Annotated in this window: 7 protein-coding genes and 1 tRNA gene; 5 read left to right on the top strand and 3 right to left on the bottom strand. The window is 41.1% G+C overall.

The window, feature by feature from the left end; translation table 11 throughout:
* The 4 genes from CLV81_RS04430 to CLV81_RS04415 all read left to right on the top strand — a co-directional run bounded on the left by CLV81_RS04430 (position 1) and on the right by CLV81_RS04415 (position 15,778).
* Positions 1-14,304 (top strand): T9SS type B sorting domain-containing protein, encoded by a 14,304-nt coding sequence (locus CLV81_RS04430; RefSeq protein ID WP_106143836.1) that lies wholly within the window; start codon positions 1-3, stop codon positions 14,302-14,304.
* Positions 14,305-14,322: 18 nt separating this feature from the next.
* The gene (locus CLV81_RS04425; RefSeq protein WP_106143835.1) at positions 14,323-15,273 is read left to right on the top strand and encodes a PorP/SprF family type IX secretion system membrane protein; all 951 of its coding nucleotides are present in this window, start codon (positions 14,323-14,325) and stop codon (positions 15,271-15,273) included.
* A 38-nt stretch (positions 15,274-15,311) separates the two neighbouring features.
* Entirely contained in the window at positions 15,312-15,668 is a 357-nt protein-coding gene (folB, locus tag CLV81_RS04420; RefSeq protein ID WP_106144903.1) for a dihydroneopterin aldolase, read from the top strand.
* A gap of 39 nt (positions 15,669-15,707) precedes the next feature.
* Positions 15,708-15,778: transfer RNA gene (locus CLV81_RS04415), tRNA-Cys, on the top strand.
* Between the two features lie 30 nt (positions 15,779-15,808).
* Here CLV81_RS04415 and CLV81_RS04410 read toward each other — a convergent pair.
* From CLV81_RS04410 to rnr, 3 genes are read right to left on the bottom strand one after another with little or no spacing between them, the layout of a single operon-like run.
* Entirely contained in the window at positions 15,809-16,471 is a 663-nt protein-coding gene (locus CLV81_RS04410; RefSeq protein WP_106143834.1) for a LysE family translocator, read from the bottom strand.
* 5 nt (positions 16,472-16,476) lie between these two features.
* Positions 16,477-17,154 carry a head GIN domain-containing protein gene (locus CLV81_RS04405; protein ID WP_106143833.1) on the bottom strand — a complete coding sequence of 226 codons (678 nt, stop codon included), beginning with the start codon at positions 17,152-17,154 and terminating at the stop codon, positions 16,477-16,479.
* A gap of 32 nt (positions 17,155-17,186) precedes the next feature.
* Positions 17,187-19,370: a ribonuclease R gene (gene rnr / locus CLV81_RS04400; RefSeq protein ID WP_106143832.1), complete on the bottom strand. Its 2,184-nt coding sequence runs from the start codon at positions 19,368-19,370 to the stop codon at positions 17,187-17,189.
* A gap of 592 nt (positions 19,371-19,962) precedes the next feature.
* Here rnr and rpiB point away from each other — a divergent pair.
* Positions 19,963-20,394 carry a ribose 5-phosphate isomerase B gene (gene rpiB, locus CLV81_RS04395; protein ID WP_106143831.1) on the top strand — a complete coding sequence of 144 codons (432 nt, stop codon included), beginning with the start codon at positions 19,963-19,965 and terminating at the stop codon, positions 20,392-20,394.
* Positions 20,395-20,401: the final 7 nt, after the last annotated feature.

The following is a 20,401-nucleotide window of genomic DNA, read 5'->3' as shown; positions in this document are numbered from 1 at the left end:
ATGTCCAATCACATACTAAAAACCCTTATCTGCCTTTTTGGCATTGGATTATTAGGTCTAAAAACTAGCGCGCAGGTCGAAGTGCCTTTCACGCCTAGATTGGATAATTCATTTATCAACATTAAGGGAGACTACACTTTTCTTTCAAACAGTATTATAAATCGCGTAGACGGAAGCAACACGGCAAATGACCCTTACAATGGGACTGCCAACAACAACGGATTCCATAGGGATTATATCGATATAGACTCCGATCCAACTACATTTAGCTCCAGTAGTTCAACATTGACCCTTCCGTTTTGTTCGCGCATCTATTGGGCAGGACTTTATTGGTCTGCAAACTATCAGCAAGAAGTGTTGAACAACTCACAAATTCCAACACTTCCGGCTAACGACACTCAGCGCTTAGATTTTACTCAAATAAAATTTAGGGTTCCAGGGAGTACAACCTACATGGATCTTCAGGCCGACAATAATCCGGACCCTGTTGGAGAGGAAGACGCTATAATTTATGATAATGTCAATTTTAAAGACTCCCCCTATACATGCTTTAAAAATGTAACCAATATTCTTCAAGGTCTAGCCGACCCTGCTGGAGAATACTTTGTGGGAAACGTAAGAGCAACAAGAGGGCGAAGTGTTGGTGGTGCTGGTGGATGGACGCTAGTCATAATCTATGAAAACCCTACATTAACCGGAAAGTACATTTCCGTTTTTGATGGATATGCTGGAGTAAGTGGAAGCTCAAGTGCTGATATTAATGTTTCTGGTTTCAACACCATCCCTGTTGGACCTGTCCGTGCGCGCTTGGGTGCCAGTGTGGTAGAAGGAGACCGTAGTATTTCTGGAGATGCCTTCCGTATTCAAACACCTTTAAATCCAGGGTTCACAAGCCTTTCCAATGCAGGTAACCCAGCAAACAACTTCTTTAACTCCAATATTACCATTGATGGTGTAGATGTTACTACAAGAAATATAACCGCCACCAATACTTTGGGTTATGATTCTGATATATTTGAAATCAACAACCCAGCAAACAGTATAATTGCCAATACCGAAACCGATGCAACTCTAAGACTGTTCACACAAGGTGACGCTTTTGGGGCATTTTTGGTAACCTTTGGGGTAGAAATCATAGAGCCCAACATTGTACTTGAAAAACGAGTTGAAGATATTGGTGGAAATGATATCACCGGATTAGGGGTGAATCTTGGACAGGTTTTGGACTATGTTCTCTCCTTTGTCAATACTGGAAATGATGATGCGACAAATTATGTAATCAGAGATGTATTGCCCACCAATGTTACTCTAGATGAAGCATCATTGACCCTTCCTACTGGAGTTACCTATGTGTACGATGAGCCTAATCGTGAAATCACTTTCACCATTCCTGATAATCTGGTAGAAGAAGGTGATCCTATTTCATCCATTAGGATGCGTGTGCAAGTAGCCCAGAACTGTTTTGATTTTGTGGACGCCTGTACAGATGTTATTCAAAACCAGGCCTTTTCCACTTATGAAGGCGTAATTAATGACAACCAAATTAGTGATGACCCTAGTGTTTCAGATTTTGACGACTGTGGATTTACTACTCCTGGAGCAACTAACTTCCTATTGGATGACCTAAATGCTTGTAACTTTAGTAGGACTGTAGAACTCTGTGGAAACTCTGTCACTCTTGACGCCGGCGACAATTTCGACGCCTATATTTGGTACAGGGATGAAAACGGGAACAACACTATTGATGCAGGGGATACAGTATTGAACGATGGAGACCCAGATGGAGACCCAAGCACATTGACCGTCACGGATATCGGTACTTATATTGTGGATAAGCAAGTTGCTGACCCATGTAAGGACTTTGCTGAAATCATTGTTGTTGAGCGAGTGGGGGCTACCCAGACCAATCCGATTACAACTTTGATAAACGATACTTCCAATACTGTAGAAGGTGAAATCGTAATATGCCCAAATGATGGTAGCGAATTGCCCGAAATCTTCCTTTGCGGATTAAATGACACTGAACTGGTTCAAGTAAACATTCCAGATGCAGATAGTATTGAATGGGAGCTTTTGGATGAATCCAGTTGTTCTGCCGCAACTCCAGGATGTGCCAACACAAATAACAGTTGTACATGGAACGTCGTAGAAACAGGAAGCAATTTCACTGCTTCAGATGCTGGTCAATATCGTTTGGTTATCAATTACCAAAATGGATGTTTTAGTAGGTTTTACTTTAATATTTTCAAGAACCCCCTAGATCCTCAAGTAAACACAAGGGATATCATTTGTAACACCAATGGTAACATTACTGTAACCAATATGCCATTGGACTATGAGTACCGTTTGATTGATCAGGCCACGGGAAATGTTGTACAGGGATACCAGACTAGCCCAAGTTTTGATATTGCAAGCAATGGAGCTTACACTGTAGAAATGCGCCAACAAGGTGTTGTTGATGGGTGTATTTTTGTTCTTGACAACATTGGTATTTTGGAAAGGGATTTCCAAGTCGATATCACTACTCGAGATACAGATTGTAACGGGTTGGGTGAGATTGGGATTTCTGTTCTAAATGTTGAGCCCCAGTACTATTATGAAATCTCACAAGGTGGGGTTAGTGTAGATACTTTTGGACCCTCAACAGATAACAACTACACCTTCGAGAACCTTAATGATGGTGTTTACGATGTTTTAGTTACCACCGATGATGGTTGTAGCTATACTGAGCAAGTAACTATAAACGATGTTACCGATTTGGATGTAACTGCAGTTACCACCAAAAACATAGATTGTACGGACGGTATCATCACAGTTACCGGATCGGGTGGTTTTCCTAATCCTGATTATGTCTATGCCATTTGGAGCTACAACGGGGTTGACCTATATACCTCGGTAAGTGACATACCAGCCAGTGAATTCCAAGTTCCAAACGACTTCACATTCACAAATGGAGAAGAGGGAGACTATGAATTCATCGTTGTTGACGGGAACAATTGTACTTTCATTTCAAATGTAGCCACCGTTGTTGTGGCTCCTGCTATAGTATACACAACATCCCAAACAGAAGTTTCATGCTTTGGAGGCAATGATGGGTCCATCACTTATAATGTGACAAACACCAACGGGTATACCCTGGATTTCACCTTGACACCAACAGTTGGAGCGCCAACAACGAATACCTCTGGTTCCTTCACCAATCTTCCCGCAGGGGATTATACCGTTACGGTTACCCAAACCCAAGGAGGCGTTAGCTGTGATGAAATAGACAATTTTACCATTACCGAACCCGCTGCAGGAATCTCAGCAAATGCCGTTTTAATACAAGATTTTACTTGTTTGCAAAATGGTATTATTGAAGCTCAAAATGTTACTGGAGGAACTGCTCCATATGAATACAGCATAGACGGAATCAATTTCCTCAATGGAGTGGGTGTAGAACGATTCTCAAACCTAACAGCGGGAACCTACACCATCACAGTTAGGGATGCCAATAACTGTACATTTGTCACAAACGCGATAACGTTGGATCCATTAAACCCGCCAACGGATTTGACCTTTAGCGCTACTACGCCCAATTGCCCCACTTTAACCTCTGATGTCACAGTAACCTCCGTGAATGGAGATGCTCCTTTCGTTTTTGAGATTATTGCGCCAACCCCTACAGCTGCTACATCCATAACAGGAAATAGCGCAGATTTTGATGGTCTTGCTCCAGACACATATACCTTTAGGGTCACGGATGGCAGAGGATGTGTCTATGATGAATCCTTTACCATAAACCCTGTATCGCAAATCAGTGTTACAGGTCAATTGGTTAGCAACATTAGTTGTTTGACCAGCACTGATGGTGAATTAACTTTTACGGTCTCGGACTTCAATACGGATTTCAACTATTCCATTACAGGACCGTCCAATTTCAATGGAAACAACGAAACCAATGGAACCATTTCCTTATCCAACTTAGATGATGGAACATACGATATTACAGTAACAGATAATTTAACCAATTGTACTGCCACAGCGAGCGTGACCATAAATGCCCCTTCGGCGGCTTTAACTTTGAGCGCTTCCGAAGTCCAACCCACTTGTACCACAACGGGAAGTGTTACCCTTACCTCAACCGGAGGATGGGGAGGAAATAGTTTTACCCTTACCAATCCTGACGCTACCCCTTTTGGAACCAACAGTACCGGTGTTTTCAATAACCTGACCCAAACAGGGCTTTATACAGCTTCTGTTACCGACGCCAATGGCTGTGTGGTGACAACCGATTTTACCCTAAATGCCGCAGTTGCCCCAGTACTTGCCATTGTTCCCAATGATTTTTGTTATGACGATGCTGTTGGATTGACATTAACGGCCAATATTACCTCGGGCGGAGATGGGAACTATCAATACAGCCTGAACGGTGGGGTTTTTGGAACCAACAATGTTTTTACCGGACTGACCTCAGGTACATACACCATCGAAGTTCGTGATGGAAATAATTGTACCGATACCGAAACCATAACTATTAATCCAGAATTAACCGTTGTTGCTTCAGCTCCAAACATAACCGCTTGCGGCACTTCAACCAATGTAGATATTACGCCAGCTGGTGGAGATGGGAATTATGTTTTTGCCATTGTTGGCAATGGTGTGACCCCAGTTGCCGGTGATTTTTCTACTACCAACCCCATAAGCGTTACAGGTGCTGGAGATTATGATGTATATGTGCGAGATAACGGAGGTGCATCCGGGTTTTGCGAGGCTTCGTTCGATTTGAATGTTGTACAAGACGCCCCAGTAGCCATTTCAGTAGCAGATACTGGCATACAATGTAGTGGGGAGGCCCAAGCCAATATTACTATTACAGCTTCCGGTGGTGAAGCCCCATATGAGTATAGTATTGACAACGGAACAACTTATCAAAGCTCCAATACCTTCGTCAATCAATTAGCTGGTAGTTATAACATCCGTGTAAGAGACGCCAATAATTGTGACATTACCCAAATTTACACTATTACCGAACCTTTGACACTTTCCGCATCAGCTGCAGTTACCCAACTTGCGGAGTGTAATCCTGGTTTAGGCGCAGAGGTTCGAATTACCAACGTATTAGGGGGTACGGCACCCTACGAATATAGTTTTGATGGTGGAACCAATTACGGTGCTAGTGCCATAGGCTTTCTATTGCCCGGAACCCACACTGTTTATGTTCGAGATGCTAACAATTGTACTTTCCCAATGACGGTTACCATCGAACCAGAACCAACACCTCCTGGAGTCACTACAAGTATCGATTACGAGTGTGATGGGGAGGGTATCGTTACTGTTACTCCAGACAATCCCGGGTACAACTATACATATGAAATCAATGGTGTGGACAATACGCCGAATACTTCCAACATTTTTAATAATGTTCCTGTAGGCAGTCACACCATTACAGTAAACTACATCAACGCGACACCACCCTCGCCAAGTGTTCTCCTTTTGGAGAACTTTGGAACCGGCCCAAATACAAGTATTCCCGAGGTTGATCCTGCATATTGTTATGAACCACAAGATGGTTCGGTAAATTCCTGTGGTTGGGCAATAAATAACCGCATTCAAGATGGGGAATACTCTGTTACCCAACTCATTGTAAATCCTTATGGTTCATGGCGTAGCCCGAATGATCATTCTGCACTTCCTAATGGAAGGTTCCTAGCAATGAACGTTGGGGGTGTAGTTGGTCCTAATGGAATTATTTATGCTAAACGAAATATTGAAGTAATTCCAAATCGAGATATAACCATTTCGCTTTGGGCATTCAACCTACTTCGTGTTGGAACTGGAGGTGCAGATCCAGACATCAACATTCAGTTGGTGGATGGCGGTGGAACAGTCATTGCAAGCACAACCACAGGGAATGTCCCAAAGAATAATGATGCAGATGACTGGCAAAATTATTCCGTGACATTAAATCCTGGGGCAAATACTAACTTGGATATTGTAATACGCACTAACTCAGCGGTCACTGGCGGTAACGATATCGCTATTGATGATATTGAAGCCTTTCAAATTCCTGAAGTGTGTGAAGGCAGTGTTGATATTCCTATTGTAATAGAAGATGGCAACGCTTTTGATGCAGCGCTAACTGCATTTTCAGATGTAAGCTGTAATGGAGGAAATGATGGTTCCATAACCTTTGAGGTCGAAAACTTTGACCCTATAAACGGATTCGAATACCGTTTGGGTAGCTCTGGGCCATTTACTGTTTCCACGACAAGCCCTGTTGTTATTTCCAACGCAACTACTGGAGACAACATAGTTGCTGGAACATATAACATTGAGGTCCGGGATGTGCTTGACAATTCATGTACGGTGACTTTAAGTCAAACTATAAGTCAGCCCGATGCTCTTGTTACCGATGCTTCTGTAACTGATATACTTACATGTACCAATGGCGGTGCAACCATTACGGCAAGTATTACATCGGGTGGAACACCAGGGTTCGAATATAGACTAGAAGATGCCTCTACGCTGCCAACTATCACAGTAGTTAGACCGTATCAAGCATCCAACAGTTTTACAAGTGTTCCGGCTGGAGACTATATCGTAAGGGCTAGGGACGCCAATGGTTGCGAAGATCCTATTGATGCCAGCATAAATGTTGCCCCAACCACTCCAATCACGTATGATTTTACAGCCTGCTATGGCGGTAACAATGATGGATCCATTCAAATTGACGTGACCGCTGGAAATGGCACGTATGAATTCAGTTTAAATGGAGGTCCTTGGACAGCCCCAACACCTGCTAGTGCGACTACTTTTACTTTCAATAATTTAGTAAGTGGTAACTACACCATCAATGTAAGAGATGGTTTGGGATGTTTAGGAACACTTGAAAATGTTACCATCTACGATGCGCCGACCATTGATGTTGTTGATATAAGCACTTGTGCCAATGGAAGTATCACCGTTACTGCGCCGGCCGCCTTGACCAATCTTGAATACGCATTTGTTCCTACAGGAAATAGTCCTTCTGGGTCATTTACAACTTCAAACACGTTTGTCGTTACAGCAGGAAACGATGGTGATTATGATGTATATGTACGAGATACCTCTGCCAGTAATGCATATTGTGATTTTGTGGAAACCGTCACGGTAAACCCAGCAACTCCTTTAACCGTAGTAAACACCCCAACAGACCCTCAGTGTCATGATGGAACAGGTTCAATTGAAGTAGATATCACTTCCGGCTTGGCACCTTTTACCATTGATATTGTTGATTTGGATAATGCAGGAGCAGGGAATCAAACAGACACCAATGTTTTGGTTACTACAAGAACCTATTTTAACCTCATGCCCGGTAATTATACTATTAATATTACCGATGCTACGGGTTGTACGATTACTGATACTCCAGTAACTATAAACAATCCAGATGAGCTGACTGCCGATATTCTGCCAATATTGCCTCCGGGTTGTGATCCAGATATTAATTTGACAGGATTTGAATTCGATAATTATCCACTAACCCTTTCTGGAACACTTGAGTTCAGTGCAGATGGTGGATTGAACTGGCAATCTAGTGATACCTTTACTGGAATGGATCCGGTAACCGGAACAATTTATGCTTCTGGTACGGTTGTTTATCCTTCCATACGTACCGTGGATGCTTCCAACAACACCTTATGTCAGGTTGATTTGCCGGAATATCTTATACCATATCCTCTTGATGACTTGAATATTACCATTTCGGCAATTGTTGTGGATTGTAACGATCTTCAAGTTACCGTGCAGGGAACCCAAGGATCTCCAAATTATGAGTATACCTACTCTGATGACCCAGCCAATTTTAACGAAGCTACGGCCACTTGGACCGCTCCTACTCCAGGAAACCATGTGTTCACGGGTCTGGTCCCTGGAAGAACTTATGTTTTCTATGTAAGGGATTCAAGTCCTTGTGTACGACAAAGTACGGTGAATGTAAATGATGTGGCGCCTCCGCCTGTTGAAATAACAGCAGATGTAACACCGAGTTGTTTTGGTTCCAATAATGGACAGATTACGTATACTGTTACAGAAGACACTCCAGGTGATTTGGGAGGAACATTTACATGGAACCTATACGAACTTTCCAACCCGACCGTTTCCATTAATTCTGGAACTGAAGTTGGATTTACTTCTGGCGATTCATTTGCCGTGCCGGTAGCTCCTTTGGCTGGACTTGCCGCAGGAACTTATTTTGTTGAGATTCAAGGAGCAGCTCCTAACAACTGTATGGTAGGAAGTGAAAATGTCATCTTGTTGGAGCTTGATCAAATTACGGGAACACCAACAGTTCTTCAAAATATTAGCTGTGATTCACCTGGATTGATTCAAATCCAAAATCCAAATGGAGGTGGTGGAATATACACCTATACGCTATACCATGATATCAATAACACGCCTGCAAATCTAGCTGATGATGTGCTCATTACAACGACTACAGATAACCCTATTGAAGTCCCCGCAAACTCTGCAGCTGGAAGCTACAGAGTAGCTGTTCAAGATCAATATAGTTGTTCCAACGAACTTGGTTTTGTTTCGTTAACCTTAACTCCAGACCCAACTATAGATAGTATTGTTGTAGACAATTGCTCCAACCCTGCTACGGTAACCATCAATGCTACCAGTACGGCCCCGCAGATTCTTTACTCCATCGATGGGGGAACAACTTTTGTAAATAATGGTGGTGTTTTCAACAACGTGGCAGCCGGAACATACAATCTTGCTATTCGTGATAGCAATGGATGTTCAGCAGTTAGTACCGTAACGGTTCATCCTTTACTACAAGCGGATGTCCAGCTTACCAAACTTTTAGACTGTTCTGTGGCTCCAAGTACTCCTGATGCACAGATTACGATTGACGTAACCTCTGGTTCCACAAGTTATGATTATGAAATTACAGATGGTACAGGAACCGTGGTAAGCCGAACCAATTTGCCAAGTAATCCTTTTGTTTTCAATACTTCAACGCCTGAAGATTACACCATAACCATCTTCGACAACAATACCACAACTCCAGAATGTACAAGGGTGTTCAATATTACAGTTCCTCCTATTGTAACCCCGTCTTTCAACATAGTTGCCGCAACTGATGTTACTTGTTTCGGAAGTGATGACGGTTCTATTACAGTAAATGCCGTGGATACGGGGAATGGTCCTTATGATTTTGAAATCATTTCTGGACCTGGTAGTTCCGCTACATTCCCAATTGCCCCTTCCAGTAATACTTCTGCTTCTGCTACATTTACTGGCCTAGAAGGTGCTGTTGGTGCAGGTATTACCTATACCATCCAAGTAACTGCTCAGGCTACCGGATGTACAACAACGCAAACGCAGGTAATCACCCAGCCTTCCCAATTGTCAGTTTCCGCAGTTGCAACACCATTTACTTGTGCAACTGGAAACAACGCAGATTTGTCAACAATTACGGTAACCGCCACAAATGGAACAGGGCCTTATTTGTACAGTATTGACAATGTAAATTTCCAAAGCTCAAATACCTTCAATATTGCTGATACAGGAGCTGTTCAGAACATTACCGTTTTTGTAACTGATGCAAACAACTGTGCCGAAACTGATACGGTAACCATTCAACCATTGGATATTCTCGTTTCTTCGAGCATCGCTGTGGACAATGCAGCTACATGCGTTGCTGGAGAAAATATTACTATAACTGCAAACGGAACGTTTACGAACTCTACAACGCATCCTGGAAACTATCAGTTTAGACTGTTACCGGGAGGTTCCTTCCAGGCTTCCGGCAGTTTTACTGGATTGAATATTGGTTTTCACAATTTTGAAATACAGAATACAGTAACCAACTGTATCATTACTGCCACACATGAGGTATTGACTCCTGAAGTGCTTCATTTGGATGTTGTAAGCACAACCGATATTACCTGTTTTGGAGATACAAATGGTCAAGTAAGCCTTGACCTTCAGGATGCTTCAAATGTCACCTATGCAAGTGCCACAAGCTATACTTTGTATTACGATGTAAACAATACTCCTACCAACTTAGCGGACGATGTAACCTCAACTGGTTCGGATGCTGATGGAGCATTTACAGTAACAGGATTGGCCGCAGGAACCTACTTTATAGAAGTGGTGGATGACAATCCTCCTGGTTCTGCATGTACATATTCTCAGTCTTTTAATATTGCAGGACCCAATGTTGGTATTTCTGCCAATACCCAAGTTTCCGAGGTGACCTGTGCCCTTAACGACGGTAGTATTGAAATCATCAATGTTGCTGGTGGATGGGGTGGATACACCTACTTTGTTGGCACCAGTGCCCCAACCGGTCCAGGTGATTATGTTGCCTCACCGTTATTCCAAAATCTCGCTGGTGGAGCAACACCAGGAACCACATATCAAGTGTGGGTAAAGGATCAATTTGATTGTGAACATCAATTGTCCGATGTGATTTTAGTTGACCCTGACCCAATTACTGCAACCTTACAAATCAACACGCCGAACTGTACCAATATTGAAGGCGAAATTGAAGTTGTGGGTACTACAGGTGGACAAAATGCAAACTATACATTCCAATTAAGAAGAAATGGAACCTTGATTGGTTCACCACAGACCAGCCCGGTATTTACCGGTTTAGGTGCTGGGGTTTATGTGGTTGAAATCGCAGATCAATTCTCATGTACGCATACGACAAACTCTGTAGAGTTGTTTGATGAAATTGTACCGGATGTCACTTTGGATAAACCTATAGACTGTACCCTTGACCCCGGAGGTCATGTAACCGTAAGTCAAACAGGTGGTTCCGGCAACTTTACCTATGCTGTAACCTTCCCTGACCTATCAACACCATTACCAACCAATAATACTGGTGTTTTCACAGATTTGACAATGCCCGGCACATACACGTTTACCATTACCGACAATGCTACTGGACATACATGTATAAAAACAATTACCTTGGATTTGGATGATAGGGTAACCCCTATTATTACCAATGTGATCGAAGATCCTGTAAACTGTAATGGAGGGTCGGATGGTTCATTGACCGTGGAGCTGGACCCAGCTACTACCGTTAATCCAGTATATACCTATGAACTGTACGAAATGGCAAATTTGATCACTCCCTTCAGGTTTGCCCAAACCAGTAATGTATTTGATAATCTACCAGCTGGAGATTATCGAGTAAGGGTAATTTCCGGAAGATCTTGTGATGCCTTTTTTGATCAAACTGTTACTGAGCCAAATGCCTTAAGTGTAAGTGCATCGGCAAATACCTTTGTGTGTGGTCCATCCAACACTGCAAATACAGTTACCATTACAGTTACCGCAACAGATGGAACCGGTCCTTACCTGTATAGTATAGACAATGTGAATTTCCAGACATCAAACACTTTTGAAGTCGTAGACACAGGCGCCGTTCAGAACATTACAGTTTTCGTTACCGATGCCAACGCTTGTTTGGAAACAGATACCGTTACCATTGACCCTATCAATGTATTCACTGCTACGGTTTCTAGGGTTACACCTATTACCTGTGCGGGTCCTGAGCAAGTGTTGATAACTGTTGTTGATAATGGAAATCCCGGTAATACTTATGACTATCAGTTATTGCCAATGGGTAATCCGTTGGGAACCTTAACAGGTAATCCATCAAATGTTGAAGCTACTTTCAACTTGACCACTCCTGGAACATACACATTCAGGGTGACCGATACCAATACTGGATGTTATTTTGATACGGCACCTTATGAAATCCTACCATTTGATTTAATAAGTGTGGTGGCCACACCTACGACACCGGTAACCTGTTTTGGCGATACCAATGGTGCCGCAGAAATAAACATTACAGGATATTCAGGCACTTTTAATTTTGAAGTTTTCCATGCGAATGGTACTACAACGGGAATTACAGGCTCCGGCAATACAGCCACGAACCCAACACCCATACCTAACCTGCCAGGTGGAAACTTCTTTATCAGAGTTGTACAAACGGCTAGTCCATCGTGTTCAGAGGACTCCAATGTGTTTACCATTGCATCTCCAGATATGTTATTGGATGCTACTCCATTGGAAGTGGCCAATGTTACCTGTACCAATGATCAAGGTGAAATAGAGGTTTCCCCAACAGGAGGATATGCCCCTTACGACATTGTCTTGACCAATACCACAACAGGTCAAATCTATACAGCTACGGATGTTTCAAGCATGGTGTTCGATGGCTTATCAGAAGGAACTTTTGATGTTGAAATTACGGATGATAATGGTTGTGTCATTAATCGACCAATACAGTTGACCCAACCAATCCCAATCACCGCGGACATTACTGCCACACCTACCACTTTGGCTTGTTATGGAGATACCAACGCAACTGTATCCGCCATAAACGTAATCAATGGTAGAGGTGTATATCAATATCAGTTGAACATCTATGATCCAACAGGAACAACCATTGCGTTTACATCGGGCCTTCAATCCAGTGCAGATTTCAACAATCTTGGTGCGGGAATATATAGTATCACTGTTTCTGACGGCTGGAGTTGTGACGTAGAAACCATCCAAGTAACCATTTCTGAGCCAGTTGAGGTAATGGCCAACTTGATTCAGGTATCACAACTTACCTGTACAACTGACGCAGAACTTCTGTTAACGGCTTCAGGAGGTACCGGTCCTTACCAGTTCAGTACGGACAATGTGAACTTCTTCCCGATGACAGGCGCTGGAGGAGACACTCAAACATTTAATGTTCCAGATAGCACTACACCTTATCAATACTATGTGATGGACAATTTTGGTTGTAGGTCTACGATTTCCAATCAAATTGCCGTAGACCCAATTACACCTTTGGATGTTCTGATAGACGATAGTGCCGCTTTCATCAACTGTACCGGTGAAGCCTCAGCAACCATAATAGCCAATGCAATTGGCGGATTGGGTAACTACTCTTACGAGTTGTTCTCCGACCCTGGATTGACCAGTTCAGTGGCCGGACCACAAACCGATGGGGAGTTTAACGGACTATTAGCTGGTACGTACTACGTACACGTAACGAGCATGGATTGTCAAGTGACCAGTGGTCTTATTCAAATAGACGACCCAGCTCCTTTACAAATAGACAGGCAAGAGTTTACAAATGTAACTTGTGCAGGTCTTGAGGATGGTACAATTACAGTTGAAGTTTCTGGCGGAACGGGCGAAATCTTTTATGCCATTACCCCCAACTTGAACCAATTTGATACAGTAAACACATTTACAGACTTGGCGCCTGGCGTTTATGATGTTATCGCTCAAGATAGAAATGGTTGTTTCGAAACCTTCCAGTTCATAATAGATCAGCCAGCACCTATTGCGGCAGACGCTATAAACGTAATGCATGAGGTATGTTTTGAGAGTGCCGATGGTTCTTTTGAATTGAACATTACCGGAGGAACTGCTCCATACTTTACCAGTTTGAATTCCAATGCAGATGCAGATTTTGTTCAAGACCAAATCTTGTTCCAGAACTTGTCTGCAGGAACAAACGTTGTTTTTGTTCGAGATTCTCAAGGTTGTGAGACCAATGTATTTGTGGAAATCAATCCTGGAGTAAATCTGGAAGCAACAGTAACACCAATGTATTCATGCGATGGTATAATTCCTGATAACCGTTTGGATGTTGTGTTTGTTGATCCTTCTGTGAGCGGAGATGTTCTATATGCTTTGGATTCCACAGACCCTCTGGATATGCAGTTGACATCTGATTTTACGAACATCCCTCCAGGAGACCATTACTTGACTATAGCTCACTCAAACGGTTGTGTAAATACCTTGGACTTTACCATAGAGGCATTTGAACCATTGACCTTGTTATTGGAGAATAGCAACATAAATGAAATCACTGCAACTGCAACTGGTGGCCTACAGGATTATACATTCTTCTTTGGAGATGTGGATAATGGAACAGACAATACATTCATAATAAATAGAACCGACACCTATCCAGTAACTGTTATAGATCAGAACGGTTGTTCGGTAACCATGGAAATTTTTATGGAGTTCATTGATATTGAGATTCCTAACTTCTTTACACCAGATGGAGACAATCTTAATGACACATGGATTCCAGACAATTTGGAGGCCTTTCCAAATGTACTAATGATCATTTTTGATCGTTATGGTAGAGAGCTCTATCGTATGGGATATGGCGATCCCGGATGGGCTGGTATTTATAATAACAGCGAGCTCCCTACTGGTGACTACTGGTATATCATTAAGCTGCAAGGTGAAAATGATGACCGGGAATTTATCGGACATTTTACCCTATATCGACAATGATGCTTAACCTACTAAATCATGTTTAAAAAACTCTGCACCCCAATTTTAATCCTCTTTCTGGCCTTTTCAGGCAGAAGTCAGGAGCTGACCATACCGCAGCTGTCACAATACATTGCGGACAACCCCTTCATAATGTCTCCAACATATGCAGGTATAGGTGACCATATTAAAGTTAGGTTAAACGGGCTTACGCAATGGGTAGGCATTGAAGACGCTCCGGATACCCAAACTTTGGCAGCAGATGCCAGGGTGGGTAATCGTTCTGGAATAGGAATGCTTCTCTACAATGATAGCAACGGGGAAACCAAGCAAAGGGGTTCTCGGGTGTCCTTCGCCCACCACTTAACCTTGAACAGATATGATGATATTTTCTTGTCCTTTGGTATTTCATATAATTTTAACCAGTTTAGGATAGATGTGGAAAACTTCACAGAGTTTAATGGTCAGCTTCCCACAGATGATAGAGCCACAACCAACCACAATTTTGATATTGGTGTACTATACAGATATGATAAATTTTACTTTGCTTTAAATGCTTCAAATTTGTTGAATAAGGATTTGACGCAATTCAACCCAGTATTTGAGCCAAATACTTTGAGGAACTATTATGTGTTCACCGGCTATAGTTTCATGAAGAACAAAAACAGCAAATTAGAGGTTGAGCCTTCTGTTTTCTTCCAGTGGTTTGAAAATGATGGCCGTTCCGTTACCGATCTTAATGCCAAATTCCGTTTTCATGATTTTGAAGACTATTACTATTTGGGTGTCACATATCGTTTCTTGAATGATCAATTGGGAGAACCTTTGTACATAGCTCCAATTGCCGGTTTGAAGAAAAACAACTTCTATTTTGGATATTCATACCAGGTCATCACCAATGAGATTTTAGGTTATAGTACCGGAACTCATGTATTGACTGTAGGAATGGATTTGTTCCAAGGATTGAGCAACTGTCGTTGTACGTATTAATTTGATTAATTTAGCGCCCACTTTAAAGAACTTTGCAAGTGGGAAGCATCAGTCTCAACAACATTCGTGTACATGCCAATCATGGCTGCCTGAGAGAAGAAGGGCTAATAGGGAGTGATTACCGAGTTGATATGGTAGTTTGGGCGAATTTGAAAAAACCTTCTCTTTCCGATAGGCTTTCTGAAACAGTGGATTATGTCCATCTGAACAATATCGTTAAGGAAGAAATGTCCATCCGTTCCAAACTATTGGAGCACGTTGCTCAAAGAATCTCTTCGCGTATTCTAGATGAGTTGCTATTAGTAGATAAGGTCGAGATATCGGTCTCCAAAATAAACCCACCTATTGGAGGTGATGTGGAGAGTGTTTCCGTAAAAATTGAGAATGTACGATAAAGATAGATTCGTAAAATATTTTTAGCTTTGCCAACCATTGGCATCGTGGCCGAGTGGCTAGGCACAGCTCTGCAAAAGCTTGTACAGCGGTTCGAATCCGCTCGATGCCTCAAAAAGGCCGGTTTTTTAACCGGCTTTTTTTATTCACTTATACGTTCAAGCCCATCTTGAATATTGAATTTATCCTTCGGAAGGAATCCCTTGCTTATCAACACAATACCACAAACCATCAAAATAATACCCAAACCCTTTTTCAAGAGTACAATTCTTTCTTCGGTAAGGTAGCGCTTCAATTGTTTCGCCAATAAGATTTTAATCAAATCTGTGGTAAAGTAAGTAACCAGTACAGTTCCAAAAAAGATGGCCATACGGTTGGCATCGTTATCTAAACTAGGCCCTACAATAACCATCATTCCCAACCAAAAAGCCAACACGCCAATATTGATGAAATTCAATAGAAAACCCTTTACCAACAATCCTAAGTAAGTACCCTTCTTAATTTTTAGTCCAGGTTTTTTCTTTGTTTCCTTTCTTACGAATATGACAATGCCATAAACCAGCAATATCATCCCACCAAAAACAAACAGTCCAGGCTGGTTACTTAGGTTTTCCAGTAATTGAAAACTACTGAAATAGGCTATCACCAAGAATACGATATCAGCAACAATAACTCCAATATCAAAGCTCAAAGCAGCTCTAAAACCCTTGGTAGCACTCGTTTCCAATAGGACAAAGAAAACAGGGCCTATTACAAAACTTAGGAAAAAACCTAAAGGAATTGCTGTTTGAATATCCTCAATCATCTTACTTACATCCGTTTTACTTTACCACCAAACACGGTTTTTTCATCCATTTTCAAAGGGTCACCATACACTTCTACTTCACCCCCGGCCTTGACCGTAGCCTTAACATATTCGGTAGCGTAAATACTAGCTCTTCCCCCTGCATTAACAGAAATTGTGGTAAACTCCGTTTTGAATTCCTTACCATTATACGTACCGCCCGTGTTTATAATAATATCTTGATTTTTAGAAAATCCCTTGGCAACAACATCTCCTCCTGTTACAGACTTTATAAGGAGCTGTTCCACTTGACAGTTAATTTCAAGTTCTCCTCCTTCTTGTGCTTTCAACTCAAGAACACCTTGTTCAAAAGTATCCCCTGAAGAAATCCTTGCATCCTCATTCGTATCCAAAACCTTTAATTCTCCAGAATGGTAGAGCTCCACAAAAGTTCTATATCCACTAAAAATTTTGTCGATTTCCATCCGAAGTTTTAGAACCCCTCCATTGTTTACAATAGCTACCTTATTTGTATTCGCTCCTTTGACTATTGCCTTATTTTCATTTGACTTAATCAGTTTTACTGACAAACCATCAAAGGCCTTAACTTCAGAAAATGTATTCAACTCCTTAGTAATAGTACCTTCTTGGGCCCGTACACCCAAAATCATGAGAAAGATTAAAATACTTTTTAGTGTTTTCATGTGTTGAAAATTAGCAGTTATTCCAACAAATTCTATTCTTTTTTCCCTAGAAGAGAAAAATCCAAATGTCTCTTTACCAAATCAGTATCCTTTACCATTACCCAAACTTCATCTCCCAATTGGTACATTTTTTTTCTTCGCTCCCCAACTATTGCATATTGTCTTTCGTCAAAAATATAGTAGTCATCCTTAATATCTCTAATCCGGACCATTCCTTCGCATTTGTTCTCAATAATTTCAACGTAAATCCCCCATTCGGTAACCCCCGAAATGACACCTAAAAACTCTTGGTCCTTGTGGTTTTCCATAAATTTTATCTGCATGTATTTTATAGAATCCCGTTCTGCACTTGCTGCCAACAATTCCATATCTGAGGAGTGCTTACATTTCTGCTCGTAGATTTCAGCTTTTGGTGCCTTTTCCCTATCCAAATACTTTTGGAGTAGTCTGTGCACCATTACATCAGGATAGCGACGTATGGGCGACGTAAAATGTGTGTAATATTCAAATCCCAATCCGTAGTGACCAATATTTTCAGTTGTATAGATAGCCTTGCTCATACTTCTAATGGTCAAAGTATCCACTAAGTTCTGTTCCTTTTTTCCTTTTACATCCTTTAAAAGCTGATTCAAAGAACTGTTCAGGCTTTTTTTGTCCCTTAGGTTGATGCTGTGACCAAATCTTGATATCACTCCATTTAAGGCCAACAACTTCTCTTCATCGGGCTCATCATGGATTCGATAAACAAAGGTTTTCTTTTGTTTTCCTATAAATTCAGCAACTTTCCTATTGGCCAACAACATGAACTCCTCTATCAATTTGTTGGCATCTTTTGATTCTTTAAAAAATACCCCAGCCGGTTGGTTATCTTCCGTTAGATTAAACCGAACCTCTATTTTATCAAAAGAAATAGCACCTTCATCCATGCGTTGTCTGCGCATTATTTTAGCCAGTTCATCAAACTTGAGAATCGCCTCAATAACATCCTCGTCCACACTATACACTCCTTTCCTGATAGAAATATCCTTTGGAATTTCATCAGATTTGGTTTCTATGATATGTTGGGCTTCTTCATAAGCAAACCGTTCATTTGAGTTGATTACGGTCCTTCCAAACCATTGGTTTATCAAATTCGCCTTCCCGTCCATTTCAAAAACAGCCGAGAACGTATATTTTTCTTCGTTGGGTCTAAGTGAACATGCGCCATTTGATAGAATCTCTGGAAGCATGGGCACCACTCTGTCCACTAAATACACAGAAGTTGCCCGCTCATAGGCCTCATCATCCAAAACTGTGTTGGGTTCCAAATAATGGGACACATCTGCGATATGGATTCCTATCTCAAAATTTCCATTCTCCAATTTTTGGAAAGAGAGTGCGTCATCAAAGTCCTTAGCATCCTTAGGATCAATAGTAAAGGTTAACACCTCTCTCATATCCCTTCGCTTGGCGATTTCTTCCTTCTTAATTGAAGTATCCAATGTATTTGCAAATTGTTCTACCTCATACGGAAACGCATAGGGTAATCCATATTCGGCCAATATGGCATGAATTTCCGTTTGGTGCTCTCCTGGTTTTCCAAGAACTTCGGAAACTATCCCGAAAGGGGAATCGGCATCTTCCGGCCAATTTTCCAGATGAACCAAAACCTTATCCCCATCTTCGGCTTTTTTTAATTTCTCAATAGGGATGAAAATATCCGTATACATTTTTGGGTCCGTTGGTCGGACAAAAGCAAACGTTTTTTGTTTGTCTACGATACCGACGTAGGTTTTCTTTTTACGTTCCAAAACACTGGAAATTTCCCCTTCAGGTTTCTTTCCATTTCGCTTTGGTTTCATAAAGACCTCAACCGTATCCCCGTGAAAAGCTTTGTTCAATCTATTGAAAGGGACAAAAATATCCTCATCCAGTTCATCTACCATCACATAGGCATTACCGCTAGTGGTTACATCAATAAGGCCTTTGTAGTATGTATTTAGAGAAGGCTTTTTCTGGAATTTACCGCGTTCAACTTCTATTATTCGTTCACTTGCCCGTAACTGACCCAATCTTTTTATGAGGTCGTTGCGATCACGTGTTTCATTTATCCCAAGCTTAGCGGCTATTTGTTTGTAGTTAAAACTTTTGGAAGGTTCTTTTTCTAAAACTGTAAAAATACCTTTGGTTATCTCATTCTTCCTTTGGCTTCTAGCCCTTTTCTTTTTTTTCGACATTAACCATCATGTTTTGTGAAAAATACGAATTATAATCATTTACAGATCTACCTTAAGATAGATTGCCCAAAAAGAACATCTTTTATTAACATCAAATAGAATTATCCTTTTTTCTTTTTTTTAAATTAAAATTTATTGAGATTATGATAGCATGTTGAAATGTGAAATAATTTTTTTGAAGAAAGTTTGCTTTGAACATATAAATATTTTTGTACACAATTTTTCAGCTTATGAAAAAATTAAAAATCAAGCTTTTAGATTTTTTCTCCACGAATATTGATAACACATATCAACATTGATTTATTGAAAATTAATAATTGATTTAATGTTAATTACTCCGTGTTTTTTACTGAAATATGTTGATTAAATATTAATCGAATATTACGTAAAGTTTAAGAGCTATTTCGTAATAAAAATAATTCAGCTAAAAACAAAATTTAATTCCTTGTAGTTTTCTTCAAAAGATCAACAAAAAGTAATTTTTGTAAAATAACTGGTTTTGAATGCATTACATGTTTTGAAAAAGTTTTATGAACATGAAGGATAGAAAAGAATCGTACTTTTGTTTTAGGACCATTAAAGGATACATGTGATGAAAATTGCCATAGGAAACGACCACGCCGGAACGGAATATAAGCTTGCTATAGTTGGGCTATTAAAGTCAAAGGATATTGAGGTAACAAACTATGGGACAGATGGAACGGACAGTGTGGATTATCCAGATTTTGCACATCCTGTGGCAAAGGATGTTGAAAATGGTGAAGCAGACATGGGCATAGTGATTTGCGGGACAGGAAATGGTGCAAGCATGACGATTAACAAACATCAAAAGATACGTGGTGCACTTTGTTGGAACAAAGAAATCGTTGCTTTGGCGAGAGAACACAATGATGCAAACATCCTAAGTCTTCCTGCGCGATTCGTTGCACTGCCGCAAGCACTTGAAATGGTAGAGACCTTTCTTAACACTAAATTTGAAGGGGGTAGACATGAACGACGAATAGAAAAAGTACCTTGCACTTAAAGAGGTT

It is taken from the genome of Flagellimonas meridianipacifica, assembly GCF_003001695.1.
In the GTDB taxonomy this organism is placed as follows: Bacteria; Bacteroidota; Bacteroidia; order Flavobacteriales; family Flavobacteriaceae; genus Flagellimonas; species Flagellimonas meridianipacifica.
Note: the sequence above shows the minus strand (reverse complement) of the source record. Positions and strands in the feature narration are given on the sequence as shown.